Source organism: Pseudomonas sp. GW823-FHT06E10 (assembly GCF_058794995.1).
The window spans coordinates 23415-49066 of sequence record NZ_JBXAHJ010000009.1; the positions used below are offsets into that span (position 1 = coordinate 23415).

The 25652-nt window shown below is 62.1% G+C and carries 25 protein-coding genes; 13 read left to right on the top strand and 12 right to left on the bottom strand.

Translation table 11 applies throughout. The annotated features are described in order from the left end of the window. Position 1 precedes the first annotated feature (1 nt). Entirely contained in the window at positions 2–1612 is a 1611-nt protein-coding gene (locus tag AC1Q6Y_RS16015; protein ID WP_090455008.1) for an ABC transporter ATP-binding protein, read from the top strand. Positions 1613–1631: 19 nt separating this feature from the next. Then, positions 1632–2426 (top strand): enoyl-ACP reductase FabI, encoded by a 795-nt coding sequence (fabI, locus tag AC1Q6Y_RS16020; RefSeq protein ID WP_057715039.1) that lies wholly within the window; start codon positions 1632–1634, stop codon positions 2424–2426. A 179-nt stretch (positions 2427–2605) separates the two neighbouring features. On the opposite strand, the gene AC1Q6Y_RS16025 is transcribed toward fabI, so the two are convergent. Then, on the bottom strand, positions 2606–3472 hold the full coding sequence (locus tag AC1Q6Y_RS16025) for a LysR family transcriptional regulator (RefSeq protein WP_492624801.1): 867 nt from the start codon (positions 3470–3472) through the stop codon (positions 2606–2608). Positions 3473–3584: 112 nt separating this feature from the next. On the opposite strand from AC1Q6Y_RS16025, the gene AC1Q6Y_RS16030 reads away from it, so the two are divergent. Continuing rightward, positions 3585–4010: a VOC family protein gene (locus tag AC1Q6Y_RS16030; RefSeq protein ID WP_492624802.1), complete on the top strand. Its 426-nt coding sequence runs from the start codon at positions 3585–3587 to the stop codon at positions 4008–4010. Positions 4011–4127: 117 nt separating this feature from the next. Here the strand turns inward: AC1Q6Y_RS16030 and AC1Q6Y_RS16035 are convergent, their stop codons facing one another. The 6 genes from AC1Q6Y_RS16035 to AC1Q6Y_RS16060 form a co-directional block, all read right to left on the bottom strand. Beyond that, positions 4128–4709 carry a GGDEF domain-containing protein gene (locus AC1Q6Y_RS16035; protein ID WP_090455006.1) on the bottom strand — a complete coding sequence of 194 codons (582 nt, stop codon included), beginning with the start codon at positions 4707–4709 and terminating at the stop codon, positions 4128–4130. A 74-nt stretch (positions 4710–4783) separates the two neighbouring features. Next, entirely contained in the window at positions 4784–5365 is a 582-nt protein-coding gene (locus AC1Q6Y_RS16040) for a hypothetical protein (protein WP_492624803.1), read from the bottom strand. Position 5366: 1 nt separating this feature from the next. Next, positions 5367–7535, bottom strand: a complete 2169-nt coding sequence (locus tag AC1Q6Y_RS16045; RefSeq protein ID WP_492624804.1) for a xanthine dehydrogenase family protein molybdopterin-binding subunit — start codon at positions 7533–7535, stop codon at positions 5367–5369. Between the two features lie 25 nt (positions 7536–7560). Continuing rightward, positions 7561–8016, bottom strand: coding sequence for a (2Fe-2S)-binding protein (locus AC1Q6Y_RS16050; RefSeq protein WP_492624805.1), 456 nt, complete (start codon positions 8014–8016; stop codon positions 7561–7563). Between the two features lie 231 nt (positions 8017–8247). Beyond that, on the bottom strand, positions 8248–9402 hold the full coding sequence (locus tag AC1Q6Y_RS16055; protein ID WP_492624806.1) for an NnrS family protein: 1155 nt from the start codon (positions 9400–9402) through the stop codon (positions 8248–8250). Then, the gene (locus tag AC1Q6Y_RS16060) at positions 9402–9650 is read right to left on the bottom strand and encodes a transmembrane sensor/regulator PpyR (protein WP_150814631.1); all 249 of its coding nucleotides are present in this window, start codon (positions 9648–9650) and stop codon (positions 9402–9404) included. The genes AC1Q6Y_RS16055 and AC1Q6Y_RS16060 overlap by 1 nt, the downstream gene beginning before the upstream one ends. 291 nt (positions 9651–9941) lie before the next feature. Here AC1Q6Y_RS16060 and AC1Q6Y_RS16065 point away from each other — a divergent pair, with 291 nt between their 5' ends. The 5 genes from AC1Q6Y_RS16065 (at position 9942) to AC1Q6Y_RS16085 (ending at position 15509) form a co-directional block, all read left to right on the top strand. Next, positions 9942–10466, top strand: coding sequence for a sigma-70 family RNA polymerase sigma factor (locus tag AC1Q6Y_RS16065; RefSeq protein ID WP_492624807.1), 525 nt, complete (start codon positions 9942–9944; stop codon positions 10464–10466). Next, the gene (locus AC1Q6Y_RS16070; protein WP_492624808.1) at positions 10463–11446 is read left to right on the top strand and encodes a FecR domain-containing protein; all 984 of its coding nucleotides are present in this window, start codon (positions 10463–10465) and stop codon (positions 11444–11446) included. Before AC1Q6Y_RS16065 ends, AC1Q6Y_RS16070 begins: the two co-directional genes overlap by 4 nt. Before the next feature lie 99 nt (positions 11447–11545). Beyond that, positions 11546–14035, top strand: a complete 2490-nt coding sequence (locus tag AC1Q6Y_RS16075) for a TonB-dependent siderophore receptor (RefSeq protein WP_492624809.1) — start codon at positions 11546–11548, stop codon at positions 14033–14035. Positions 14036–14138: 103 nt separating this feature from the next. After that, positions 14139–14642 carry a VOC family protein gene (locus AC1Q6Y_RS16080; protein ID WP_492624810.1) on the top strand — a complete coding sequence of 168 codons (504 nt, stop codon included), beginning with the start codon at positions 14139–14141 and terminating at the stop codon, positions 14640–14642. A 33-nt stretch (positions 14643–14675) separates the two neighbouring features. Beyond that, positions 14676–15509 (top strand): AraC family transcriptional regulator, encoded by an 834-nt coding sequence (locus tag AC1Q6Y_RS16085; RefSeq protein WP_159389829.1) that lies wholly within the window; start codon positions 14676–14678, stop codon positions 15507–15509. Between the two features lie 195 nt (positions 15510–15704). Here AC1Q6Y_RS16085 and AC1Q6Y_RS16090 read toward each other — a convergent pair whose 3' ends face one another. Beyond that, positions 15705–16292: a LysE family translocator gene (locus AC1Q6Y_RS16090; RefSeq protein WP_489340505.1), complete on the bottom strand. Its 588-nt coding sequence runs from the start codon at positions 16290–16292 to the stop codon at positions 15705–15707. 91 nt (positions 16293–16383) lie between these two features. Then, entirely contained in the window at positions 16384–17715 is a 1332-nt protein-coding gene (locus AC1Q6Y_RS16095) for an aminotransferase-like domain-containing protein (protein WP_492624811.1), read from the bottom strand. Positions 17716–17804: 89 nt separating this feature from the next. On the opposite strand from AC1Q6Y_RS16095, the gene AC1Q6Y_RS16100 reads away from it, so the two are divergent. The 5 genes from AC1Q6Y_RS16100 (at position 17805) to AC1Q6Y_RS16120 (ending at position 22155) form a co-directional block, all read left to right on the top strand. Further along, positions 17805–18701: a DMT family transporter gene (locus tag AC1Q6Y_RS16100; RefSeq protein ID WP_492624812.1), complete on the top strand. Its 897-nt coding sequence runs from the start codon at positions 17805–17807 to the stop codon at positions 18699–18701. A gap of 91 nt (positions 18702–18792) precedes the next feature. Continuing rightward, positions 18793–19413, top strand: coding sequence for a LysE family translocator (locus AC1Q6Y_RS16105; RefSeq protein WP_492624813.1), 621 nt, complete (start codon positions 18793–18795; stop codon positions 19411–19413). Between the two features lie 189 nt (positions 19414–19602). Then, positions 19603–20685 carry a bifunctional transcriptional activator/DNA repair enzyme AdaA gene (locus tag AC1Q6Y_RS16110; protein ID WP_407516715.1) on the top strand — a complete coding sequence of 361 codons (1083 nt, stop codon included), beginning with the start codon at positions 19603–19605 and terminating at the stop codon, positions 20683–20685. 35 nt (positions 20686–20720) lie between these two features. Next, positions 20721–21533 carry an isocitrate lyase/PEP mutase family protein gene (locus AC1Q6Y_RS16115; protein WP_492624814.1) on the top strand — a complete coding sequence of 271 codons (813 nt, stop codon included), beginning with the start codon at positions 20721–20723 and terminating at the stop codon, positions 21531–21533. 4 nt (positions 21534–21537) lie between these two features. Then, on the top strand, positions 21538–22155 hold the full coding sequence (locus tag AC1Q6Y_RS16120) for a DNA-3-methyladenine glycosylase family protein (protein WP_492624815.1): 618 nt from the start codon (positions 21538–21540) through the stop codon (positions 22153–22155). A 152-nt stretch (positions 22156–22307) separates the two neighbouring features. On the opposite strand, the gene AC1Q6Y_RS16125 is transcribed toward AC1Q6Y_RS16120, so the two are convergent. The 3 genes from AC1Q6Y_RS16125 to AC1Q6Y_RS16135 form a co-directional block, all read right to left on the bottom strand. Beyond that, positions 22308–23405, bottom strand: a complete 1098-nt coding sequence (locus AC1Q6Y_RS16125) for an extracellular solute-binding protein (protein WP_492624816.1) — start codon at positions 23403–23405, stop codon at positions 22308–22310. A gap of 2 nt (positions 23406–23407) precedes the next feature. Next, positions 23408–24532, bottom strand: coding sequence for an agmatine deiminase (aguA, locus tag AC1Q6Y_RS16130; RefSeq protein ID WP_090454992.1), 1125 nt, complete (start codon positions 24530–24532; stop codon positions 23408–23410). Between the two features lie 100 nt (positions 24533–24632). Beyond that, positions 24633–25517, bottom strand: coding sequence for a LysR substrate-binding domain-containing protein (locus tag AC1Q6Y_RS16135; protein ID WP_090454991.1), 885 nt, complete (start codon positions 25515–25517; stop codon positions 24633–24635). Between the last annotated feature and the right edge of the window lie 135 nt (positions 25518–25652).

Below are 25652 nucleotides of genomic sequence, written 5' to 3' on the forward strand. Positions count from 1 at the left end.
AATGAATCAGCACAATCTGATCGAAGTGCGCGACCTGTCCGTCAATTTTGTCGTCGGCAATCGCTGCCAGCGAGCGGTCGAAGGCGTCAGCTTCGACATCAAGCGCGGTGAAACCCTGGCGTTGGTCGGCGAGAGCGGTTCCGGCAAGTCGGTCACCGCACACTCGATCCTGCGCCTGCTGCCCTACCCGCTCGCCCGGCATCCGTCCGGCACCATCTTGTATTCCGGGCAGAACCTGCTGGACCTGAAAGAAAAAACCATCCGCCACATTCGCGGCAACCGGATTGCGATGATCTTCCAGGAGCCGATGACCTCGCTCAATCCCCTGCACTCGATCGAGAAGCAGATCAACGAAGTGCTGGGCATCCACAAGGGCCTGACCGGCAAGGTCGCGACCAAACGCACCCTGGAGCTGCTGGAGATGGTCGGCATCCCCGAGCCGCACAAGCGACTCAAGGCCCTGCCCCACGAATTGTCCGGCGGCCAGCGTCAGCGGGTGATGATCGCCATGGCCCTGGCCAACGAGCCGGAACTGCTGATCGCCGACGAGCCGACCACCGCGCTGGACGTGACCGTTCAGCTGAAAATCCTCGAATTGCTCAAGGAATTGCAGGCCCGATTGGGCATGGCCCTGCTGCTGATCAGCCATGATTTGAACCTTGTGCGAAGAATTGCGCACCGCGTATGTGTCATGCAGCAAGGTTGCATCGTCGAACAGGCATCGTGCGAAGAACTGTTCCGCGCGCCGCAGCATCCGTACACTCGGGAACTGCTGGCAGCGGAGCCCGGCGGCAAGCCTGCAAGCAACGTGATCGGTCCGCCGTTGCTGGCGGTCGAGGACCTCAAAGTCTGGTTTCCGATCAAGAAAGGCCTGCTCAAGCGCACGGTGGATTACGTCAAGGCGGTCGACGGCATCAATTTCAGCCTGCCCCAGGGCCAGACCCTGGGGATAGTGGGAGAAAGCGGTTCCGGCAAATCGACCCTGGGCCTGGCAATTTTGCGGTTGATCGCCAGCAAGGGCGCCATCCGCTTTGAAGGCCAGCAGCTAGACTGCCTGACGCAGCAACAGGTCAGGCCGCTGCGACGGGAGATGCAAGTGGTGTTTCAGGACCCGTTCGGCAGCCTGAGCCCGCGGATGTGCGTGAGCCAGATCGTTGGCGAGGGCCTGCGGATCCACAAGATGGGCACCGAGGCGGAACAGGAACAAGCGATCATTGCGGCACTCAAGGAGGTAGGTCTGGACCCGGAAACCCGGCACCGCTACCCCCACGAATTTTCCGGCGGGCAACGGCAGAGAATCGCCATTGCCCGGGCATTGGTGTTAAAACCGGCGTTGATTTTGCTGGACGAGCCGACTTCGGCCCTCGACCGCACGGTACAACGCCAGGTAGTGGAGCTTTTGCGTTCACTGCAAACCAAGTACAACCTGACGTATCTGTTTATCAGCCATGACCTGGCTGTGGTGAAAGCGCTGAGCCACCAGTTGATGGTGGTCAAGCATGGCCAAGTGGTCGAACAGGGAGACGCGCAAAGCATTTTTGCCGCCCCCCAACATCCGTATACACAGCAGTTGCTGGAAGCCGCTTTTTTGGCTCCGGCCACTGCGCAATAACCTGAAAGAGGAGCAACACATGGGTTTTCTCGCCGGTAAGCGCGTACTGATCGTCGGTGTCGCCAGCAAGCTGTCCATCGCATCCGGCATCGCTGCCGCCATGCATCGCGAGGGCGCTGAGCTTGCCTTCACTTATCAGAACGACAAACTCAAGGGTCGTGTCGAAGAGTTCGCACAAGGCTGGGGTTCGAGCCCTGAGCTGTGCTTCCCGTGCGACGTGGCCAGCGATGAAGAAATCGCCAAGGTCTTCGAAGAGCTGAGCAAGAAGTGGGACGGCCTGGACTGCATCGTGCACTCCGTCGGCTTCGCCCCGGGCGACCAACTGGACGGCGACTTCACCGAAGCCACCACCCGCGAAGGTTTCCGCATCTCCCACGACATCAGCGCCTACAGCTTCGTGGCCCTGGCCAAGGCTGGCCGCGAAATGATGAAAGGCCGCAACGGCAGCCTGCTGACCCTGTCGTACCTGGGCGCCGAGCGCACCATGCCGAACTACAACGTCATGGGCATGGCCAAGGCTTCCCTGGAAGCTGGCGTACGTTACCTGGCCGGCTCCCTGGGCCCGGACGGTACTCGCGTCAACTGTGTATCGGCAGGTCCGATCCGCACCCTCGCCGCTTCCGGCATCAAGAACTTCCGCAAGATGCTGGCCGCCAACGAAGCGCAAACCCCGCTGCGCCGCAACGTCACCATCGAAGAAGTCGGCAACGCCGGCGCCTTCCTGTGCTCGGACCTGGCGTCCGGCATCAGCGGTGAAATCATGTACGTGGACGGTGGCTTCAACACCACGGCCATGGGCAGCATCGAAGAGTAATCTTCGCTCAGCCAAAAAAACCCGCCGCTTTTGGCGGGTTTTTTATGCCTGCGATTTCCCGGACAAACACAATCCCCCTGTGGGAGCGGGCTTGCTCGCGATTACGGCCTGTCAGTCGACATCAATGGTGAATGTCAGTCCGATATCGCGAGCAAGCTCGCTCCCACAGGGGATCATGTTCAGTCAGCTATCGGCGTCAGGCATTTGGCAAACAACTGCTGAATCGGCTGCATCCGCTGGCTATAGCGCTGCAACAGCACGATCTCCCGATGGAAGGTCAGTTCGCCCAGCGGGACGATCCGCACCCCCGCCCCATGCTCCAGCCACAGCCCCGCCTCCGGCAACAACGAAACCCCCAACCCACACTCGACCATTTTGACAATGGCCTCCAGTTCATCCAGCTCCAGCGCCACGTGCACCTCGATCTTCTGTTCACGCAGAAACCGCGTCACCAGCCGCCCGCCAAACGAATTGCGGTCGTAGCGCACATGAGGGTGCTCGGCGAGCAGTTGCAGCGGATCATCGCCGTCCAGGTCCGCCGGTACGATCAGCACGAACGGTTCCCGGCGAATGACCTGCGCAGACAATTCCTTGGGCAACTCAAACGGCGGCTTGATCAGGATCGCCAGGTCCACTTCTCCCGTGTCGACCTGGCTCAGCAGGTTCAGTGACACACCGGGCACCAGCTTGGGCTCCAGCAAGGGCGCCTGTTGGCGCAAGCGCACCAGCGCCTGAGGCAGCAGCCCGGTCTGAGCGGTCGCCACTGCGCCGATTCTCAGTTCGCCACGGTACTCACTGACATCGTCGCTGACGGCCATGCGGCTGAAGGTCTCGAGCATTTCCCTGGCCATCGGCAACGCACGCTGCCCCGCCGCGTTGAGCAGCGCCTGGCGGCCGGTGCGGTCGAACAGACGGATGCCAAGGGCTTGTTCCAGGTTGCGAATCTGCGCGCTGACCGCCGATTGCGTCAGGCCGATGTGCATGCCCGCTGCCGCGAACGTGCCGTAACGCGCCACCGCGATAAAGGTTTTCAGTTCGCGCAGCATGGCGGCCTCGATTGATCGAAATAATTTTAGCTCGATGCAAAAATTATCGTCTTTCAATCAAAAAGCACAGGGCTAAACTCGACACATTCCCACCCACACCGAGGTTCGCCTGATGCAACTGTCCCCTTTTCACCTGGCCATTCCGGTCTACGACTTGCCGGCCGCCCGACATTTCTATGGTTCAGTGTTTGGCCTGGAGGAAGGTCGTTCCAGCGAGCATTGGGTGGACTTCAATTTTTTCGGCCATCAACTGGTGATTCACCTGGCGCCGAAAAACCCCACGCAAGAAGCCGCGCACACCAATGCCGTGGATGGTCACGATGTGCCGGTGCCACATTTTGGCGTGGTGCTCGGGATGGCCGAGTGGGAGGCGCTGGCCGAGCGGCTGAAGTCGCTGGAGACACGCTTCGTGATCGAACCGGGGATTCGTTTTCAGGGGCTGGTGGGTGAACAGGCGACGATGTTTCTGTTTGATCCTTGCGGGAATGCGCTGGAGTTCAAGGCGTTCAAGGATATTGGGCAGTTGTTTGCCAAGTAGGCGTTGCCTGTCGGGACGCCATCGCGAGCAAGCTCGCTCCCACAGGATTTATGAACGCCACAAATCCACTGTGGGAGCGAGCCTGCTCGCGAAGAGGCCCGCTAATGCAACACCGCCCTAACGGCTCATCACACGCTCGGCCTCCTCCAGCAGTTCCTCGATTGAGTCATGAACAGTGGGGTTATATTCGACCTGGGTAACGCTGAACCGAATGTCATAACTGCGATGCGCCGTGGCGTTGCGCTCATCGAGTATCTCATTGAGTCGCACCTTGATCGCCTCGATCTCAACGGCACTGGATCCGGTCAGCAGCGCCACGAACCGGTCGCCGTCGAGTCGGCCGACCACATCGTTTTCACGAAAGCCGATACGCAGGACATCGGCGAACGTCTTGAGCGCATCGTCACCTTTGGCCCGGCCATACAGATAGCAGATGAGCTTGAATTCATCGAGGCTGAAGTACAGCAGTGTCGCCGGCGTCTCCAGTTGTCGGCAGGCGTCCAGCCCGAGTTGGGCCAATGCGGTGAAACCATGGCGATTGGACAGCAGCGTCAGCTCGTCCATGCTCGCCATCTGCACCCCTGCCAGTTCTTGTTCGGCCTGGCGAGCCAGTTCGCGCAACCGTTCACGTTCTTGCTGTGGCGTGAGCAACGGGTTGGCTGATTGGCCCGGTTTACCTGTTTTGCCTGAGATCAACATCGTTCACTCCCTTGGCGGGTATGTACGTTAGAGTCGCCCGTACCCACATTGACTCCCTGTAAGCGTGCCGCTGGTCAGCTACCTGCCACCGGGCACGGTCCTCCCGCATCGGCCCAGCGCTTGAACCGGGCGACGAAAGTATCGTGGGGCACCGGCACCGGCGCGCGATTGCCGCCGGGGTTCCAGCCCCACAGCACCAGCTTGTCGTCGCTGACGTGCTTGATCAGCGCGGCAAAATCCCGATCGCCGTTGCTGGAGCGATCCTTGATCATCGCGCACAGCCGGTCGGCTGGCAGGCCGATCCAGGCCATGCGGTGCGCGGCCGGTGGCAAACTCCAGTGCGGCGCACCCGGTGGTGCGTGGGGGCCGTAACTGGCCGGCGGATTGCTTTGCGCATGGCAGGTTGCACAGGGCAACCCGGCCGAACCCTTGCCGTCCATGCCACGCACGACATTCATGGCGTGGGGCACGCCGGCATCGAATTGCAGCGGCGAATCCCCAGGAATATGGCAGTTCTGGCAACGGGGGCTCTGGAAGACCTTCTGCACGGTGTCGAACGCCTGCAAGGCCTCGCGGTCATCGGCGAGCACGTGCGATGCGTAGGCGATGAGACAGATCAGGATCACCGCCCCAAGCAACCAGTGATGTCGTTTCATCTCACACCCCCGCCAGCTGCAAGGGCAGCTCCCGCAGGCGCTGCCCGGTCAGGGCAAACACCGCATTGGCTACCGCTGGCGCCATGGGCGGCACACCGGCTTCGCCGATACCACCGGATTTGTCGCTGCTGGGCACGATATGCACTTCGACCACCGGCATTTCGTTGAGCCGCAGCACCCGATAGTCGTGATAGTTGGACTGCACCACCTGCCCGTCCTTGAGTGTCAGCTTGCTGTGCAAGGCGAAGCTGAGGCCAAAGGTAATACACGATTCCATCTGCGCGGCGATGCTCTGCGGGTTGACCGCAATGCCGCAATCCACCGCGCACACCACCCGGTGCACGCGGATGGCGAGGTTCTCCTGGGACACCTCGGCCACCTGGGCCACGTAGCTGCCGAACGACTCATGCACCGCCACACCCAGGGCATGGCCGTCCGGCAGTGGCGCCGTCCAGTTGGCCTTCTCCACCGCGAGGTTCAGCACACCCAGATGGCGCGGATGGTCCTTGAGCAAGGTGCGCCGATATTCCACCGGATCCTTGCCGGCCGCCGTGGCCAGTTCATCGATCAGCGACTCCATGACAAACGCGGTGTGGGTGTGCCCCACCGAACGCAGCCACAACACGCTGATGCCGGTCTGCGGTGAATGCAGTTCAATCTGGTGATTGGCCAACCCTTCGAGGTAGGGGCTGTCCGCCACGCCTTCGACGGAGGTCTTGTCGATCCCGTCCTTGACCATGCTCGCTTCAAGCGAGGTCCCGGCCATGATCGACTGGCCGACCATCACATGCTTCCAGGCCAGTGGCAGGCCGTCAGCGCCGAGCCCGATACGCGCATGGTGCAGGAACGCCGAGCGGTAATAGCCGCCGCGGATGTCGTCCTCCCGCGCCCACACGGTTTTCACCGGTGCACCGGCAGCCTTGGCGACATACACCGCTTCGCTGACGAAATCCGACGTCGGATTGGCCCGGCGCCCAAAGCCGCCACCGAGAAACTCGGTATGGATCTCGACCTGTTCGGGTTTGAGCCTGGTGATTTTCCCGGCGACCATTTGGTCCAGGGTCTGGAACTGGGTGCCAGTCCAGATTTCGCATTTGTCCTTGGTGATGCTCACCGTGCAGTTCAGTGGCTCCATCGGCGCGTGTGCCAGGTAAGGCACGCTGTATTCAACGTCGATTTTCTTGGCCGCTTTCGCCAGCGCAGCCTGGGTATCCCCCGCCTGGCCTGCGTTCAGGCCGGGGGTGGTGGCGAGTTTGCGGAAGTTCTCCAGCAACGCCTGGCTGTCGAGCCCGGCGTTCGGCCCCGGATTCCACTCGATTTTCAGCGCATCGCGCCCCAGCTTCGCCGCCCAAAAATGATCGGCAATCACCGCGATACCGGTCGGCACTTGCACCACTTTGTGCACACCCGGAATCGCCAGCGCTTCGGCGCCTTCAAAGGATTTGACGCTGCCGCCGAAGGTGGGCGAACGGGCGACCATCGCAGTCATCAGCCCGTCAAACTGCACGTCCATGCCGAACTTCGCCCGGCCGGTGATTTTTTCCGGAGTGTCCAGACGCTGGGTGGGTTTGCCGATCAGCCGCCAGTCCTTTGCGTCCTTGAGTTTGATCGAGGCCGGGTCTGGCCGTGGCAGTTGCCCTGCGTCATCGGCCAGTTCGCCGTAGGTGGCACGGTGCTCACCGGCTATGACCACCCCCGATTCGGTATGAATCTCGGACGGCGCGACGTTGAAACGCTTGGCCGCTGCGTCGATCAACATCAAACGCGCCGCCGCGCCGGCCTGGCGATAGCGGTCGAACTCCATCCAGGTCGAGGTCGAGCCGCCGGTGATTTGCATCCCGCCAAAACCAGGCAGGCCGTAATCGGCGGCCGAAGCCGGTGCATGCTCGACGCGGATTTTCGTCCAGTCGGCGTCCAGTTCTTCGGCGATCAGCATGGTCAGGCCGGTCCAGATGCCCTGGCCCATTTCCGAGTGCCCCAGCAATACGGTGACACTGTTGTCGTTGCCAATACGCAGGAAGGCATTGGGCGCAAACACGTTGCCCTGGTTTTCCGCGCCCATGGCGAAACGGTGGGCACCGGGCATGGCAAACGCGACCACCAACCCGCCGCCCAGCATGGCACTGCCCTTGAGAAAACCACGGCGCGATAACACGTTGATGCTGTTCATGGCGCAAGCTCCCTTCAACCCGGCCTCAACCCAGCTCGGCGGCGCGCTTGACCGCCGCGCGGATCCTCGGGTAAGTGCCGCAACGGCAGATGTTCCCGGACAGCGCCTGATCGATGTCGCTGTCGGTCGGTTTCAGAATTTTCGCCAGCAATGCGGCCGCCGACATGATCTGCCCGGACTGACAGTAGCCACACTGGACCACGTCAAGTTCCGCCCAGGCCTGTTGGACCGGGTGCGAACCATCCGCGGAAAGGCCTTCGATGGTGAGAATCTTTTGCCCATGGGCCACGGCCGTGGCCGGTGTGATGCACGAGCGCAGCGGTGCGCCATCGACGTGCACGGTGCAGGCCCCGCATTGGGCGATGCCGCAGCCGAATTTGGTGCCGGTGAGGTGGGCGACATCGCGCAAGACCCAGAGCAGCGGCATGTCGGCGGGGACATCCAGCTCCTGATCCTGGCCATTGATGTTCAGGGTCAGCATGGCGCGGTTCCTCAGACTCAGGGTGATCTGAAGGGGCGTCGCTGCGGCCTTGTAAAACCTGCGCGCGCCTCGGGTTACCCCTTCAGCTAAGCGCAAATTTGCCGGCAGGCCGTGGCGTATCGACCACCGGTCACCTGTAGGAGCGAGCTTGCTCGCGAAAAACGTCAGTACAACGCGGTCATTCAGACAGGGCGCGTTATCGTTGACGTCCGTCGCGAGCAAGCTTCGCTCCTACACCCTCGATTTGAACAAAATACCGGTGTAACGCGACAGAAACAGCCCGAATGCCATACACCAAAGCAGCGCCGACATTCCCAATCCCCACCCGGAATAAGGCACCAGCAACACCCGTGACACACCCGCCAGCAACAACAGGGCAAACCCCACAACGATCGCCTTTGACGGCTGCAACAAGCGCCCGGTGTGCCCCAGGCTGACCCGCGCGATCATCGCCAGAACCAACCCGCCGATGCCGCCGACGGCCAGCGAATGGGTGGCCAGGCTTTGCTGCGGCATCCAGCCCAGGTGCCACAGCGCCATGGCCAGCGCCGCCACCGCGAGCCAGGTGTAAGCCAGGTACAGCGACCACAGCAGCGGCACGCGCCACAGACCGCGATCATGCCAGCGCCACAATCGCAGCAGATGCAAACCGCTGATCAACGCAAACAACAGCGCCAGCCACACGCGTGGGGCGTCATTCAAACCGGCGGCAAAAGACACCGCCGCCAGCATCGCGCTGATCAGCAACACCTTGCCCGGCAACGGATGAGCCGCAGGCGTTGCGGGACGGTTCAAGCCGCGCTGGATGAAGAACGGAATCACCCGCCCGCCGATCACGCTCATCAGCGCGCCCACCAGCCACAAAGCGGCCAGCACGCCATGCCGCTGCAGATTCACGTCTTCATTGAAAATACCCAGCAACGTCAGCGCCTGACAGCCTGCCAACAACGTGACCATCAGTAAAACCGGATAATTTTCCCGCTTGCCGGCGGCGATCAAATCCCGTCCCAGCACACACGCCAGCAGCGGCAGAAAGGGCACTTGCAAGGCCAGCAACAGGATGGCGGGTATCGGCATCAACCAGGCCAGCCGAGCGATCAGCCATACCAGCACCAGCCCGATCAGCGGCCACCCATTGAGCCCTGGCCGGCCGGTCCAGTTAGGTACCGCCGTCAACAGAAACCCGGCAATGATGGCCGCGGTAAAACCAAACGGCATTTCATGGCGATGCCAGGCGAGCATGCCACCCATTGGTTGTGCGCCGGGGAGTCGACCGTACAACCACAACGCCCAGACCGCCACCGCGATGGCCGCGAACCCGGCACCCGCCAGAAAAAACGGGCGAAAGCCGAGGGAGAAAACAGGTGCAGCAGCGATTCCACGCATCACGCCACCACTCTGGCCGGAGTTTGGCTCAGCCCGTACTGCGACAGCAGCCGCATGACATAGCCGATTTTCAGCAGGGTCGGGCCGAGGATGGTCATGGCGTGCATCGACACCAGGGCGACAATCGACAGGTGCCCTGCATAGAGATAGGCGCCGTAGACTCCGGCGAGCAACATGACCAGGCCAACGCCGAGTACCCGATTGGAGAGATGCAGAACGTTTTGAGGGTTGCTGAAGAAATGGGACATTTTCCGTACGCCTGTAGCCGCTCAGTTGTACGTTTGATGTTTCATGTTCCGTGCCAGCTCATGAGCCCTTGTAAACCGGCACCTCCAGATCAACGAAGTCAATTTGACTCAACCGAGATATTGTCCTTATGACCACATAAAGAGTCATTACGACAACAATGTCCTCCAGACACGGTTCAACCAACCTAAAAGCAAACCAATATCATTTGCACAGACATGGGCCATTTGCTTTAATCGCGATCAATTCTTATTTGCACAAGGGCGTGAACCGCCCATGGACATGCGCTCACGATGACGGTTGCCGATTCCTCCTGCGTCCAGACCCTCTACGCCACGCATCACCGCTGGTTGCACGCGCTGCTGCGCCGGCGTCTGAACAACGCGTTTGATGCTGCCGACCTGGCCCATGACACCTTCATCCGTGTGCTCAAGCGCCCTCAGGTGTTCGACGGCGAAACCCACGAGCGTTCGTATCTGGCGACCATCGCCCGAGGCTTGTGTATCGATCACTGGCGTCGTCGGCAACTTGAACAGGCCTGGCTGGAGACCCTCGCAGCGCAGCCCCAAGCCGTTCACCCTTCGCCAGAGCAGCGGGCGATCATCGTCGAAACCCTGTATGAAGTGGACGCCATGTTGCAACGCTTGCCCCAACGGGTACGTGATGCGTTCTTGTTGGCCCAGTTGCAGGGGTTGCCCTACCGCGCCATCGCCGAAGAAATCGGCGTGTGCGAGCGCATGGTGAAGAAGTACCTGGCCCAGGCATTGATGCATTGCGCCATGCTCGAAGCAGAACTCGATGGCCTGCTGATTCAATGACACAGACCGCATCGAACGCCATCAGCCATGCCAGTCTCGAACAAGCTGCGCAATGGTATGTCCAACTCAACGACCAACAGGCCGGGGAACAAGACCGCCAGCACTGGCAAGCCTGGCTGACGCAAAGTAGCGAGCATCAGGCTGCCTGGCATTATGTCGAGCGGGTTGGCCAGCGCTTTGCCGCCTTGCAGAACGATCATCCGCAAGCGGTCAGCCATGTACTGCGCAACACCGAACGTGCCGCCATCAGTCGCCGCCACACCGTGAAGGGTCTGCTGGTTCTGGTGTCGGGAGGTTTGCTTGGGTGGAGTGCCTGGGAGGAAACCGCCCTGGCGCCCACCCTGGTTCGCTGGCGCGCCGACCTCTCCACCGGCACCGGCGAAACCCGCGAAACCCGGCTCAGCGATGGCAGCCAGATCTGGCTCAATGCGTTGAGCGCGCTGAATGTTCGGTTCGACAGCACACAACGACTGCTGCTGTTGCGGCTTGGGGAGGTGTTGATCGATACCGCCAAAGACAGCCACCGCCCGCTGCTGGTGCACACCGCCCAGGGCCGGATGCGCGCGCTGGGCACGCACTTCAGTGTGCGTCAGGAGGATCGGCAGACATTGCTCAACGTCTACAAAGGCGCCGTTGAAGTCCGGACTGCCCAAGGCCAGGTTCAGGTGGTGGAAGCGGGACGCCAAGTGGCATTCGGCGAAAACCACATTCCGACACCGACCGCCGCCACGGCGACTCGTGAAGCCTGGCGCCGTGGCCTGCTGCTGGCAGACAACCTGCCGTTGGGCCAATTGCTCCAGGAGCTGAGCCAGTACCGTCACGGGCATCTGGGCTGCGACCCGTCGGTGGCCGGGCTGCCGGTCATGGGTTCGTTCCCGCTCAAGGACACCGATCAGGCCTTGCGCCTGCTGGAAGCGGCATTGCCGGTACGGGTGCAGAAGCCGCTGGACTGGTGGGTCAACGTCGGCCCAAAAGCCTGATGAAGGTTTTTTCTGCCGCGCCGGTTCCCTTTTGCCTTTTTCGTCCGGTTAACCCTTCAAGCACCTCGATTGCCGATTGATCCGACTCCCGGGAACCCCATGTCGCGCGCCACCGTTACCCGCAACCGCTTCGCCTTGCATCCGCTGATGCTGGCTCTGGCGGTTGTCTTGCCGGGCCTGGACGTGTCGCGGACTCAAGCCGCCCCCCTCGTCAACAGCGAACAACCCGGCAGCCAGGCACGCCATTACGCCATCGCTGCCGGATCGCTGGTGAGCGTCCTCAACCGCTTTGCCGAACAGGCCGGGATTTTTCTCGCCGGACACAATGACCTCGCGGCCGGCAAACGCAGCCCTGGTCTTGACGGTGTCTACAGCCAGCAGCAAGCGTTGCAACGACTGCTGCAAGGCAGTGGCCTGCAAGCGCAACGCCAGAGCACCGGCAGCTACGTGCTGCTGGCCACAGCCGTGACACAAGATGCACTGGAACTGGGGGCGACGAACATTTCCGGGCAGGCACCCGGTACGATCAGCGAAGACTCCCGCGCCTACACCGTCGGCTCGACGTCTTCAGCCACTGGCTTGGCGCTGTCCCTGCGCGAAACGCCGCAATCGGTCACGGTCATCACCCGCCAACTCATGGACGACCAAGGGGCCACCAGCATCGTCGATGTCCTGCGCCGCACTCCTGGCATCAGCGTGCAAAACTACGACAGCGAACGCTGGGAATTTTCCAGTCGTGGCTTGCCGATCACCAATTTCCAGTACGACGGCGTCAATACCGACTACGACGGTGTCTACGACTACGGCACCTCGAGCACCGACATGGCACCCTATGACCGCGTTGAGATCATCAAAGGCGCGACCGGCCTGATGACCGGGGCGGGTGATCCCTCGGCAACCGTCAATCTGATTCGCAAGCGCCCGACCCCGGCATTCAAAGCCTCGGTCACCGGCACCGTCGGCTCATGGGACAACTATCGCAGCGAAGGCGATATTTCCGGCCCGCTGAGCGCCAGCGCAAATCTCCGCGGGCGTCTGGTCGGGGTCCACCAGGACCGCAGCGCCTACACCGATCACTACCGCAGCACCAAGGACATCGCCTACGGCATTGTCGAAGTCGACTTGACCCCGGACACCCTTGTCACCGTCGGTATCGACCAGCAAGACACCCGTTCCCGGGGCGCCAGCTGGACCGGTTTCCCGATGTACTACAGCGACGGCTCGCGCACCGATTTCTCCCGTTCCTTCAACCCGGCCACCGACTGGAGCCGTCGCGACTTCACCAACCAGACGGTGTTCGCCTCCGTGCAGCAGCAACTGACCAACGATTGGGCACTCAAGGTCAGTTACGACCGCAAACACCGCCAGCACGATACCTTCCTCGCCTCCGCCAGTGGCGGCAACCCGGACCCGGTCAGCGGTAACGGCATGTTCATGTACATGGGCAAGTTCGCGGGTGATCAGGTTCAGGACAACATCGACGTCAACCTGACCGGTCCATTCACCCTATGGGGTGGCGATCACGAACTGATCGTCGGTTTCATGTCAATGAACACGCGCCAGGACATCCCGGTGTACGGTTCGGTGTACCCGCCAATGGACGGCAGCATCTTCGACTGGCGCGGCGAGTTTGCGAAACCCGGGATCCCACGGGTGGGCACCAACGACATTGTCCAGCGCCAGACCGGTGCCTACCTGGCCACCCGGCTCAAGCCCGTCGATGACCTGGCGCTGATCCTCGGCACGCGTGTCAGCGACTTCTCGGGGCACGACGACCTGGATTACAGCGACCCGCACACCGCCGACCTGCGCGACAGCTATCGTCAAAGCGGTGTCGTCACGCCTTACGCCGGACTGGTCTACGACCTCGACGACACTTACTCGGTGTACACCAGTTACACCAGCATCTATCAGCCGCAAATGAGCAAGGACGCCAACCGGCGACTGCTCGATCCGGTACAAGGCAAAAGTCTTGAAGCGGGCATCAAGGCTGAATACTTCGATGGGCGCCTGAACGCCAGGTTCGCCCTGTACCGCATCGAACAGGACAACATCGCCGAGTATGTCAGCGGCGTTGATACCGAGTCGGTGTACCGTGCCGTCCAGGGCGCCACCACCAAAGGCTTCGAGATCGAACTGGCCGGCGAGTTGCGGGACGGCTGGAACCTGTCGGCCGGCTACACCTATAACCACACCCGCGATGCCAAGGGTGATTACGTCTACGGTTCGGTGCTGCAAACCACTGCACCGGAACAGGTGGTGCGAGTATTCAGCACCTACCGCCTGCCTGGACCCTGGGACAGGCTCACCGTCGGTGCAGGCGTGAACTGGCAAAGCGAATTCTTTGGCAATGTGTTCCGTCCCGACCCCGCCGATACGGTGAACTTCGGTCAGTACACGACGATCACCCAGCCCGGTTACGCCCTGGTGGACGCGATGGCGCGCTATCGCTTCAACGAGCACCTGAGCACCACACTGAACGTGAAGAACCTGTTCGATAAAACCTACTACACCGGGCTTGGCAACTTTGGCACCGGGTTTTATGGCGAACCGCGCGCCGTACAACTGACCACCCGATGGGCGTTCTGATCGTGGCCTGAAACGGGTGTTTGGCGATCTACGGTACTGCCGAACGAACTCAGGCTGGCTACGCTGTAATCCAGCATGCATAACCTGCCGAGGAGTGCCCGCCATGCAACGTGTTCAAAAACTCACGCCCTGCCTGTGGTTCGACAATCAGGCCGAAGAGGCGGCAAAGTTCTATTGCTCGATCTTCGACCATTCGAAAATCACCGCCATCACCCATTACGGCCACGCCGGATTCGAGTTCCACGGCCGGCCCGAAGGTTCGGTCATGACCGTCAGCTTCGAGCTCGACGGGCAGAGTTTCACCGGGCTCAACGGCGGGCCGCTGTTTACGTTCAGTGAGGCGGTTTCGTTTCAGGTCAATTGCCTGAGCCAGGAAGAAGTCGATCATTACTGGGGCAACCTGTCGGCCGGCGGCGCGCCCGAGGCCCAGCAGTGCGGCTGGCTCAGGGACAAGTTCGGGTTGTCGTGGCAGATCGTCCCCGTCGCGATGATGGACATGATCAAAGACCCCGACACGAAAAAATCCCAACGGGCCATGCAGGCGATGATGCAGATGAAAAAACTCGATATCGCCGAACTGCAACGAGCCTTTGACGGCGAGAGCTAATACACTCGGGCACTGACCTGCCGAGGAGCGAGCATGAAGCACGCCGTTGCCAAGAACGCCGACAAGGCCCCGCGCTTCTGGCGCGATGATGCCCTGCCTTTCATCGAAGCCCGCTCCATCGCCGACGGGCGCGAAGTCTGCTACACACGGCATGCCCACGAGCACTTTTCCATCGGAGCGATCACCGCCGGGCGCAGCACCTATCTCCATGAGCAGTCGGCGTTCGAGGTCAGCGTCGGCACTGTCGTGCTGATGAACCCCGGTGACGTCCACGCCTGCAACCCGATCGAAGACCAACCCTGGTCGTACCTGATGCTGTACGTCGATACGCCGTGGCTGACCGATTTGCAACATCAGCTCGGGTTCAGCGATGACGCGGCGTTTCGCCGCTTTTCAGTGACCCATACCCGGGACGCCAACCTGTTTGCCGGCCTCGCGGGCTTGTATGAGGTACTGGTCGATCCACAGCAAGACGTGCTGCGCAAACACAGCGTGGCCGTGGAGTTCTTTACCGAGGTTCAACTCCGGTTCAACCCGGTCGATCAGCCGCTGCGCGAACCCAATTTCAAGCTGGAGCGTGCTGCCGATTACATCCGCGACCACTGCACGCAAACCCTCAAGCTCGAAGACATATGCGAGGCGGCGCAACTGTCACCGTCCTATCTGATCCGCGCCTTCAAACAGCATTACGGCATGACGCCCCACGCGTTCCTGGTGAACCGGCGCATCCAGTTCGCCCAGGATCAATTGCGCAGCGGCAAGCTGATTGCGGACGTGGCACTGGAAGCGGGGTTCGCCGATCAGGCGCATTTTCAACGGGCATTCAAACAGCACCTGGCGGCGACACCGGGGCAGTATCGGGGCTGAGGCAACACAAAGATGCTCTTGAGCCTGACTCTCCCCTGTGGCGAGGGGGCTTGCCCCCGTTGGGCTGCGAAGCGGCCCCCGACGTTCTTTCAGACATACATTGCATGCAGGATTTACGACGGCTGCGCCGCCGAACGGGGGCAAGCCCCCTCGCCACAAAGTGCTCTCTCGCCACAAAACCTGCAGTGACTGCCGTTACGGCAGCAACAGGTACACCGCGCTCACCACCAGCAGCAGCGCCATGGTGCGATTGAACAGGCGCATTCCGGCCGGGTTGTTCAGGAAGCCGCGCAGAAATGTCCCGGCATACGCCCAGCAGCCGACCGACGCATAGCAGATCACCAGGTAAATCGCGGCGAATTGCCAAACCAGTCGTGCCTCGCCATCGGCGACAAACGCGCCCATGCCGGCCACGCAGGCCAGCCAGGCTTTCGGGTTGAGCCATTGCATGATGGCGCCATACAGCATCGACGGCGCCTGCGCCGATTCGCTGGCTTGCACCTGCCCATTGTCGGCCGCCAGCTTGAAGGCCATGTACAACAGAAACGCCACGCCTGCCCATTGCACCCCCTGCGTCAGTGCCGGCCATCGTTGCAACAACTCATGCAGCCCCAACCCCATCAGCACCAACAGCAAAACAAACCCCAGGGTGGCCCCGGCCACGTGACGCTGGCTGGCCCGGAAGCCAAACCGCGCGCCGGAACTCAACGCCACAATGTTGACCGGCCCCGGCGTGATGGACGCGACCAGCGCAAACGCTGCCATGGACATCATCAGACTCATTGCACACCTTCTTCCATCGAGTTGAACAAGGCCCTCAAGGTAAAGACCCCACCGGCTCGCGTATTGAAGAAAACTACCCTTCCCGGCCTCGCTACGAGTAATAGCTGACGATGTTTTTCACTTTGCTCAAGGCAGTGCGCAACGAGTCCATGTCCACCGAACCCAACGCCAGGCGTATCGCGTGCGGCACGTGGGCCGAAATCGCAAAAGGCTCGGCCGGCGACACCGACACCTGCTCGCGCATCAGTGCCATGGCTATCTGGTCGGCCCGGGCGTCCTCCGCCAACGGCAGCCAGATGAAGTAGGAATTGGGGTGACTGATGGTCCTGAGCCCTGCCAGCATCTCGCGGGCCAGGGCTTGCCGGGCCCGGGCGTCTGCACGTTTTTGCGATTCCAGTTGGCTGACGGTGCCATCGTCGAGCCAGGCCGTGGCGATGGCGGTCACAACGCCGGGAGTGTTCCAGGTGGTCGCCATGATCGTGCGCTCGAAGGCGGCGACCCATTGCGCCGGTGCGGCGATGAAACCGACGCGCAGCCCGGTGGCGACATTCTTCGACAGACCGGACACATACACCGTCCTCTCCGGCGCCAGCTCGGCCAACGGTGGCGGTACGTTTTCAGCCAGGAACGCGTAGGCGGCGTCCTCGATGATCGTCAGGTCATGCCGGCGCGCAATCGCCACCAGTTGCTCGCGCTGACCGGCGTCCATCACCCAGCCCAGCGGGTTATGCAAGGTCGGCATCGAGTACACGGCCCGTACCGATCGGCTGCGACAGAGTTTTTCCAGGGCAGGCAGATCAGGCCCGGTATCCGTGACCGGAATGGGCAAGACTTCCAGATGCAGGGTTTCGGCCAGCGTCTTGAAACCGGGATAGGTCAGCGCATCGGCGGCGATCACATCACCAGGCTTGAGCAGCGACATCATCGCCACCGCCAGGCCATGCTGGGCGCCGCTGACGATCAACACCTGTTCAGCCGGCACGCTCAGCCCCCGATCAAGCAGATGGCGCGCGACGGAGGCCCGTTCGTGCAGGCGTCCCGCGTGAGGCTGATAGCGCAGGAGGGATTCAAGGTCCCCGGACAACGCCAGTTGACGCAAGGCAGTGCGCAACAGGTCGGCCTGACCGGGTAATGACGGGTAGTTGAAATTCAGGTCGATCATCCCCGCCGCCACCACATGCTGCGAGATGCCCTGCCCCGGCGGCAGCGAGGTCTCCCTGACAAAGGTCCCGCGTCCGGTTTCGCCGCTGACCAGGCCCATACCCTCCAGCTCGGCATACACCCGGCTGGCGGTGACCAGTGCCAGACCGTGCTCGGTTGCCAGTTGCCGGTGAGTCGGCAGGCGCGTACCGGGCGGCAGATGCCCGGAGCGGATGTCGGCGGCAAAGGCATCTACCAGAGTCTTGTAGCGGGATCGAGGCATGTCGAGATGTATCCATGACAATTTTTTGATTGTATCGATAGTCGCTCATAGGATGAGTTTCGTGCAATCAGACAATGAGCGTGAGCCAAATGGAACGGACTTCGAACCTGCAACCCCGGACGCTGGAAAACAGCACCAGCGGCTGGGTCAACGGCCTGATCGGCGTGGTGATCTTCAGCGGCTCGCTGCCGGCGACACGGGTGGCGGTGCTGGAGTTTGACCCCGTGTTCCTGACGGTTGCGCGCGCGACCATCGCGGCGGTCCTGGCGCTGTGCCTGCTGTGGTTATTCAAGGAAAAACGCCCGGCGCGCCAGCAACTGATTCCGTTGATGATCGTCGCCCTGGGCGTGGTCATCGGCTTTCCCCTGTTGACCGCGCTGGCGCTGCAATACGTGACTTCCGCGCACTCCATTGTCTTCGTCGGCCTGTTGCCCCTGGCAACAGCGGTGTTTGGCGTTCTGCGCGGCGGCGAGCGGCCAAGGGCGGCATTCTGGATTTTCTCGGTGCTGGGCAGCCTGCTGGTGGTCGGGTTTGCCCTGTCCCAAGGGCTGACCGCCTCCCCCCAAGGCGACATCCTGATGCTGCTGGCCATCCTCGCCTGCGGCCTGGGTTATGCCGAAGGCGCGAAACTGTCGCGCACCCTCGGTGGCTGGCAGGTGATTAGCTGGGCGCTGGTGCTGTCGCTGCCGGTCGTGGCCGTGCTCAGCTGGATGCGCATGCCGGCTTCGTTCACCGGCATCAGCACGCCGGCCTGGTTCAGCCTGGCTTACGTCTCGCTGTTCAGCATGCTGATCGGTTTCGTGTTCTGGTATCGCGGCCTGGCCCAAGGGGGCATCGCCGCCGTCGGGCAATTGCAGCTGCTTCAGCCGTTTTTCGGGCTGACCCTGGCCGCCACCCTGCTGCATGAGCATGTCAGCCTCGGCATGCTGGGTGTCACCGTCGCCGTGATCCTCTGCGTCGCCGGGGCGAAAAAGTTCGCGAAATAACCCCGTGTACGGTGGTTTGCGCCCATGACTGTATGGGTCTGGCCAAGGGTGAGCCGTGATAAAAATAGCGCTCTTGCTACAGGAGCCCACCATGGACCTCGCCACCCTCACCCTGTTTCTGCCGGCCTGTTTTGCCCTCAACATGGCGCCAGGCCCCAACAACCTGTTGTCGGTCAGCAATTCGACCCGCTATGGCTACCGCACCGCGTGCGTGGCCGGCATCGGCCGGTTGCTGGCGTTCGCCGGGATGATTGCCCTGGCCTCGGCGGGGCTGGCGGTGGTGTTGCAAACCTCTGAGCTGCTGTTCTACGCCATCAAGATCCTTGGCGCGGCATACCTGTTCTACCTCGCCTGGCAATTGTGGCGCGCAGATCCGGGTGTGGAAAACGTGGTCACCTCAGCGCCCGTGGGCACGCTGGCGCTGGCCCGGCAGGAATTCCTGGTCGCGGCCGGCAACCCCAAGGCCATCCTGATTTTCACCGCGTTCCTGCCGCAATTCATCGACTCGACCCACGCCATTGCGCCGCAGTTCGTGGTGCTGGGCGCGCTGTTTCTGGTGCTGGAATGGGTCGCCATCGGCGCTTACGCCTACATGGGCCTGCACATGCGCCGCTGGTTCGCCAGGCCATCGGGCAAGCGGATGTTCAACCGCTGCTGCGCCGGGTTGTTGTCGGCGGCGGCTTCGGTACTTCTGATGGCCAGACGCGCCTGAAGTAGATATTTTTCCCATGTGGGAGCGGGCTTGCTCGCGATTGCTGTCTCACATTCAACATTGATGCTGCCTGACACACCGCCATCGCGAGCAAGCTCGCTCCCACATTGACTCGCAGTGTTCAAAGGAGCGAAATTCGCTGTCGATTTTCCGGTGGAGGTCGCCCATGACGCGATCTATGCTGGGCCCATGAACCTACAAAAAACGCTTCTACCGCCCCGTGCCGAGATGGTTCGCGCCATGCTCGAACGAGACACCTCCTACGAGGGGGTGTTTTTCACGGCGGTCAAGACCACAGGCATCTTCTGCCGTCCCGGTTGCACCGCCCGCAGCCCGAAGCCTGAGAACGTCGAGTTCTTTGCCAGCGCCGAACAATGCCTGGCGGCGGGCTATCGCGCCTGCAAGCGCTGCAAACCGCTGGACACCGCCGCCAGCGCGCCGGACTGGGTGCAGAAACTGTTCAAGTCGGTAGACGCCGACCCGGAACAGCGCTGGACCGACGCCCGGCTACTGGCTGAAGGCATCGAACCACTGAAACTGCGTCGCTGGTTCAAGCAGCACTTCGGCATGACCTTCCACGCCTGGCTGCGCACCCGGCGCCTGGGCATGGCGCTGGGCGGGATCAAACAGGGCGACTCCATCGATGAAGTCGCCTTCGATTCCGGCTACGAGTCCCTGAGCGGTTTTCGCGATGCCTTTCAAAAATCCTTTCACATCACCCCGGGCCGGGCGGCCAACAGCGAGCCGCTGCTGTTCACGCGCCTGACCACCCCCCTGGGGCCGATGATCGCCATGGCCGAACGGCGTGGGCTGGTGCTGCTGGAGTTTCTCGATCAGGCCTCGCTGAACCCTTCGGTCCAGGCGCTGCAAAACCGTTTCGGTTATGCCGTGGCACCGGGGCACAACGCGCATTTGCAGCAGATCGAAGAGCAGTTGTCCGCGTATTTCGCCGGTACGCTCACTGAGTTCAGCGTGGCCTTGCACATGCCCGGTAGCGAGTTTTCCCGCCGGGTCTGGGCTGAACTGGCGAAGATCCCTTACGGCCGGACCACCACCTACGGCGCCATTGCGGCGATTCTGGGCAAGCCCGGTGCCAGCCGGGCGGTGGGCCTGGCCAACGGGCATAACCGCTTATCGATTGTCGTGCCCTGCCACCGGGTGATCGGCGCCGACGGCTCGTTGACCGGCTACGCTGGAGGCCAGCCGCGCAAGGCGTTTCTGCTCAGGCTGGAAAACGCAGCGGTGCAGCTCACGGAGCAGCTGGCGTTCTGATCCCCCCACAGTTTTTTCATAAGGAAGGAAACTCGATGGACAGGCTCGACAATCAACTGCACCAACTGCATCACGAGGGTTTGCTGATCCTCACCAACGTCGCCGATGCCGCCGGTGCGCGGCTGGTGGAGCAACTGGGCAACAAGGCCGTCGCCACCAGCAGTGCGGCGGTGGCCTGGGTACATGGCTATCCGGACGGCAACACCCTGCCCCTTGAGCGCCTGGTCTCGACGGTCGAGTCGATTGCCCGGGTCATTTCGGTGCCACTGACCGTGGACATCGAAGCCGGTTACTCCGATGACCTGGAACGGGTGGCAACAGTGGTTGACGCCGTAATCGCCGCCGGCGCTGTCGGAATCAATATCGAGGACGGCTCCTCGCCGCCGGAATTACTGGTACGCAAGATTGAAACCGCGCGCCAGGTGGCCGATCGACGTAACGTGAACCTGTTCATCAATGCGCGCACCGATGTTTATCTTCGGGGTCTGGTGCCTGCCGAAGATCGCGTCGCCGAAACCCTCAGGCGCGCCGCGCTGTATCAGACGGCCGGTGCCAATGGCCTGTTTGCCGCGGGCGTTACCGCGGAGTACGAGATCAAGGCGCTGTGCCACGGCACCTCGCTGCCATTGAATGTGCTTGGCTTCCCGGGCCTGCCGTCACCCGAAGTGCTCAAAGAAATTGGTGTGCGCCGCCTGTCCGCAGGTTCAGGCATCGCCGAATTCCTCTACGGTGCCATGGCCGGCATCGCCAAAAGCTTTCTGCAAACCGGCAAGTTCGATACCCACGACCTGAAGGCCCTCACCTATGGCGAAGTGAACGCCCTGTTGAAACCGTCCGGGAAAGCCTGAGCCCATGGCCGACGGCTATCAGGCGGCCAGTGCGTTCCTGGCGGCCATCGATGACGACTGGCGCCGCCACATCGACGCCGTCGGCCCGTGCCTGCATCAGCCGCACGCGGCCCGTGATCCCTATGAGTCGCTGGTGCGGGCGATTGCCTATCAGCAACTGCACGCCAAGGCAGGCGATGCGATTGTCGGCCGGCTGCTGGCACTGTTCGGTTCGGGTGCGTTTCCCAAGCCTGAACAGATCGTCGCGACCGATTTCGACCGACTGCGCAGTTGCGGATTTTCCGCGAGCAAGATCGCGACCATTCAGGGCATCGCCCAGGCGGCGCTGGACGGCGTGGTGCCCGATTACGCCACGGCGCTGGCCATGGACGATGAAGCACTGATCGAACGCCTGATCACGTTGCGCGGCGTGGGCCGCTGGACCGTGGAGATGCTGCTGATCTACAGCCTGGAGCGGCAGGATATCCTGCCGGCCGATGACTTTGGCGTGCGTGAGGGCTATAGGCGACTCAAGGGCCTGGAGGTGCAGCCGACACGCAAGCAGATGATCGAGATCGGGTTGGGGTGGAGCCCTTACCGGACGGTGGCCTCTTGGTATTTGTGGCGGGTGCCTGGCCGGTAGACCGCGTTATCGTTCATCGCGAGCAAGCTCGCTCCCACATGGACTCTGTGTACATAAAATCTTTGGCAGACACAAAACCTGTGGGAGCGAGCTTGCTCCGGGCGGCGATCCGACGATGGCGTCAGTAGCGACACCACACCATCAAGGACCAGTCACAACCCCGACTTCAACCGACTGAACGCCCTGATCAACGCCCGGTTGAACGCCTTGCCATTGTCATTCTTGCTGTACAGCGAAGCCCGGACCGCGGCCGGCGGATACGTCCCCGGATCGTTGCGAATCGCCGGGTCGATCAAGCCGTCCGCCGCCGTGATCGCATTGGCGTAGTGGATGGTGTCGGTGATCGGCGCGATCACTTGCGGGGTCATCAGGTAATCCATCAACGCCAGGCCGGCCTGCGGATGCGGCGCGTCCTTGGGAATGACCATGGCATCGAACCAGATCAACGTGCCCTCCTTCGGAATCCGGTAATTCAGCGAGTACGGCTTGCCCGCCGCCTCGGCCTGGCCCGCCGCGATGGCCACGTTGCCGTTCCACGACATCGCCACGCAGGTGTTGCCGTTGGCCAGGTCGCTGATGTTCAGGTCGTTGTCGAAGTAGCGGATGTACGGACGAATCTTCGCCAGTTGCTGCTCGGCCAACTTCAGGTCATCGAGGTTCTGGCGGTTGATGTCCAGGCCCATGTACTTCATGACCGCCGCAAACACTTCGTTGGGATCGTTGAGCAAGCTGACCCCGCAATCGGCGAATTTCGAGACCACGGCCGGATCGAACAGCATCGCCCAACTGTCGGTCGGCGCGTCGGGCAGGCGCTGTTTGACAGCCTGTTCCTGATACCCCACACCCGTGGTGCCCCAGGCGTAGATCCCGGCATAGCGGTTGCCCGGATCGAACACCGCCATGTGCTGGCGGAACTCCTCGCCGACGCCGGCAAAGTGCGGCAGTTGCTGCTTGTCGACCGTCTGCACCGCGCCACTCTCGATGGCCCGGGACAGGTGCTGCCCCGCCGTCAGCACCAGATCGTAGCCACTGCGGCCGGTGAGCAGCTTGGTCTCGACGGTTTCCAGGGAGTCGAAGTGGTCGACCACCACATGGATGCCGGTTTTCGCTTCAAAATTCTTCAAGGTGTCCGGGGCCAGGTACTCGCCCCAGATGTACAGGTTGACCACCGGTTTGGCGGTGTCGGCAGCCTGCACACACAGGGGTGCAAGCACCAGCAGTATTGCTTGAGTCAGTTTGTGCAGGCCCACGATCACGCTCCCTTTTTGTTGGAGGTGGTGACGGCGTACTGCGGCATGGTGATGCACGCGACGTTGCCGCCACCGAGGAGGATTTCCCGGGAGTTTTCGATGCCGACGATGCTGTGTTGCGGGAACAGCTCGGCCAGGGTCGCCAGCGCCACTTTGTCGTTGCGATCACCAAACAGCGGCACCACGATGGAGCTGTTACCGGCGTAGTAGTTGATGTACGACGCGCAGATTTTCGTCCCGGCCTGGCGGGTATGGGTGCTGTCCTGCCGGTCCAGGCCTTCGGCTTCTTCGGCGGTCCACTCCAGCACATCCGGCTGCGGCAGCTTGTGCACGATCAACTCGCGGCCACGACTGTCGCGGGTGCTGCGCAGGATGTCGTAGGCCTCCTGATAGATTTCCCATTGCGGGTCGTCGCGGTTGTCGGTCCATTGCAACACCACTTCACCGGGGCGCACGAAGCACGCGAGGTCGTCGACGTGGCCGTCGGTTTCATCGAACTTGCAGCCCCGCGGCAGCCAGATCACCTGCTCGGCGCCGAGGTAATCGGTCAGGCGGCGGGTGACTTCGTCCTTGCCCAGGTGCTGGTTGCGATTGCGGTTGAGCAGGCATTGCTCAGTGGTCAGGATGCTGCCCTGGCCGTCGCTCTGGATGCCGCCCAGTTCGGCGATCAACGGTGCGCGATAGCGGTCGAAGCGTTCGATTTCAAGGATCTTGCCGGCGATCTGGTCGTCCTTGTCCCACGGATAGTACAAGCCGCCGTCGAGGCCGCCGTAGGCGTTGAATTCGAAGTCGACGCCGCGCACTTCGCCACTCTGGTCGTTGACCACAAAACACGGGCCGCTGTCGCGGAACCAGGTGTCGTTGCAGGTCATTTCGACCACGCGTACTTGCGGCGGCAACTGGCGGCGCGCGGTGGCGAACTGTGCCGCCGAGGCGCACACGGTGACCGGTTCGCTCATGGAAATGGCGGTGACGATCTGCACCCAGACTTTCTGCGCCGGCTTGGCACCGTTGCGCCAGACGTCGGTACGCTCCGGCCAGCCGAGCCAGCAACCGGACTTGGCTTCGAATTCGCCGGGCAGACGGAAACCGTCCTGTTTGGGAGTGGTGTCGAGCAAACGGGCCATGGTCAAACCTCTTCAGCGGGGATTGGAATGACCACAGGCTAAGGGCGACAGCGACTGGCTCGCCAACGATGATTATTTCGGAGTACTTGAATTCAACTCATCAATCGAGCAACTGATCGTTGAACCATTCCAGCATTTGCGCCACCGCCGGACGCTCCAGCCGCAGCCGCTCGCACACCAGCGCATATTGGCCCAGCGCGGTCATGCTCGAGGTGAACGGCCGTACCAGCCGCCCGCTGAGCAAATCTTCCTGGGCCGTCAAGTTGTCGCCCATGGCCACGCCCTGCCCTTGGGCCGCGGCCTCCAGTGCCAGCCCGGCGTGGGCGAAATACAGTTGACGATCAGGGCGCTGGTCACCGGCATGGCTGGTAAGCCACGCGGTCCAGGTCTTGCCGTCCTGGTCGTCGTGCAGCAGACAGTGGCGGGCCAGGTCCTTCGGGGTTTTCAGGGTGCCCTGGTTGAACAGGCCGGGGCTGCACACCGGGAAGAACTGCAACGCAGGCAGCGGTCGGACGAAATACGCGGTGCTGTCCACCGGGCCGGTGCCGTAGGTGATCGCCAGGTCGATGTCTTCCCCGGGCGCCGTGGCGTCGATCGGCTGTTCGTACAGATGCAAGGTGATGTGCGGGTAACGCGCGTAGAAATCCGTGAGACGACTCATCAGCCACTTTTGCGCCAGCTCGGCGGTGACCGCCAGACGCAATACCGCCAGGGATGAAGGGTCGCGCAGTTCATCGCAGGCATCGCCAATCAGTTCGAAAGCCTGCTGCAAACTTTGCATCAGGCGCCCGGCGGCCAGGGTCGGGCGAATCTGCCGGCCCTCGCGCACGAACAGCGGCACACCGAGTTGTTCTTCGAGTTGGCGAATCTGGTGGCTGACCGCGCTGTCGGTGACACACAACTCGGCCGCCGCCCGACCGAAATGGGCGTGACGGGCGGCGCATTCGAAGGTTCGCAGGGCTGCCAGGGAGGGTAAGCGTCGCATGGGGTCATGTCCCGGTTTCGAGGGGGACATGCTGACTTGGCCTTTCGTGGGCGTCCAGTGGGACCGCGTTATCGTTCTTCGCGAGCAAGCTCGCTCCCACAGGGGATTGCATTCCAAATGTGGGAGCGAGCTTGC

What these genes read in the sequence shown, in the direction of transcription:
- AC1Q6Y_RS16110 (WP_407516715.1), top strand. Translation starts at nt 19,603, where the DNA reads ATGAACCTACAAAAAACGCTTCTACCGCCCCGTGCCGAGATGGTTCGC.
- AC1Q6Y_RS16085 (WP_159389829.1), top strand. Translation starts at nt 14,676, where the DNA reads ATGAAGCACGCCGTTGCCAAGAACGCCGACAAGGCCCCGCGCTTCTGG.
- AC1Q6Y_RS16040 (WP_492624803.1), bottom strand. Translation starts at nt 5,365, where the DNA reads ATGAAACGACATCACTGGTTGCTTGGGGCGGTGATCCTGATCTGTCTC.
- AC1Q6Y_RS16080 (WP_492624810.1), top strand. Translation starts at nt 14,139, where the DNA reads ATGCAACGTGTTCAAAAACTCACGCCCTGCCTGTGGTTCGACAATCAG.
- AC1Q6Y_RS16065 (WP_492624807.1), top strand. Translation starts at nt 9,942, where the DNA reads ATGACGGTTGCCGATTCCTCCTGCGTCCAGACCCTCTACGCCACGCAT.
- AC1Q6Y_RS16025 (WP_492624801.1), bottom strand. Translation starts at nt 3,472, where the DNA reads ATGCTGCGCGAACTGAAAACCTTTATCGCGGTGGCGCGTTACGGCACG.
- AC1Q6Y_RS16050 (WP_492624805.1), bottom strand. Translation starts at nt 8,016, where the DNA reads ATGCTGACCCTGAACATCAATGGCCAGGATCAGGAGCTGGATGTCCCC.
- AC1Q6Y_RS16105 (WP_492624813.1), top strand. Translation starts at nt 18,793, where the DNA reads ATGGACCTCGCCACCCTCACCCTGTTTCTGCCGGCCTGTTTTGCCCTC.
- AC1Q6Y_RS16100 (WP_492624812.1), top strand. Translation starts at nt 17,805, where the DNA reads ATGGAACGGACTTCGAACCTGCAACCCCGGACGCTGGAAAACAGCACC.
- AC1Q6Y_RS16095 (WP_492624811.1), bottom strand. Translation starts at nt 17,715, where the DNA reads ATGCCTCGATCCCGCTACAAGACTCTGGTAGATGCCTTTGCCGCCGAC.
- aguA (WP_090454992.1), bottom strand. Translation starts at nt 24,532, where the DNA reads ATGGCCCGTTTGCTCGACACCACTCCCAAACAGGACGGTTTCCGTCTG.
- AC1Q6Y_RS16045 (WP_492624804.1), bottom strand. Translation starts at nt 7,535, where the DNA reads ATGAACAGCATCAACGTGTTATCGCGCCGTGGTTTTCTCAAGGGCAGT.
- AC1Q6Y_RS16070 (WP_492624808.1), top strand. Translation starts at nt 10,463, where the DNA reads ATGACACAGACCGCATCGAACGCCATCAGCCATGCCAGTCTCGAACAA.
- AC1Q6Y_RS16055 (WP_492624806.1), bottom strand. Translation starts at nt 9,402, where the DNA reads ATGCGTGGAATCGCTGCTGCACCTGTTTTCTCCCTCGGCTTTCGCCCG.
- AC1Q6Y_RS16120 (WP_492624815.1), top strand. Translation starts at nt 21,538, where the DNA reads ATGGCCGACGGCTATCAGGCGGCCAGTGCGTTCCTGGCGGCCATCGAT.
- AC1Q6Y_RS16060 (WP_150814631.1), bottom strand. Translation starts at nt 9,650, where the DNA reads ATGTCCCATTTCTTCAGCAACCCTCAAAACGTTCTGCATCTCTCCAAT.
- AC1Q6Y_RS16035 (WP_090455006.1), bottom strand. Translation starts at nt 4,709, where the DNA reads ATGTTGATCTCAGGCAAAACAGGTAAACCGGGCCAATCAGCCAACCCG.
- AC1Q6Y_RS16090 (WP_489340505.1), bottom strand. Translation starts at nt 16,292, where the DNA reads ATGAGTCTGATGATGTCCATGGCAGCGTTTGCGCTGGTCGCGTCCATC.
- AC1Q6Y_RS16135 (WP_090454991.1), bottom strand. Translation starts at nt 25,517, where the DNA reads ATGCGACGCTTACCCTCCCTGGCAGCCCTGCGAACCTTCGAATGCGCC.
- AC1Q6Y_RS16030 (WP_492624802.1), top strand. Translation starts at nt 3,585, where the DNA reads ATGCAACTGTCCCCTTTTCACCTGGCCATTCCGGTCTACGACTTGCCG.
- AC1Q6Y_RS16115 (WP_492624814.1), top strand. Translation starts at nt 20,721, where the DNA reads ATGGACAGGCTCGACAATCAACTGCACCAACTGCATCACGAGGGTTTG.
- AC1Q6Y_RS16075 (WP_492624809.1), top strand. Translation starts at nt 11,546, where the DNA reads ATGTCGCGCGCCACCGTTACCCGCAACCGCTTCGCCTTGCATCCGCTG.
- fabI (WP_057715039.1), top strand. Translation starts at nt 1,632, where the DNA reads ATGGGTTTTCTCGCCGGTAAGCGCGTACTGATCGTCGGTGTCGCCAGC.
- AC1Q6Y_RS16015 (WP_090455008.1), top strand. Translation starts at nt 2, where the DNA reads ATGAATCAGCACAATCTGATCGAAGTGCGCGACCTGTCCGTCAATTTT.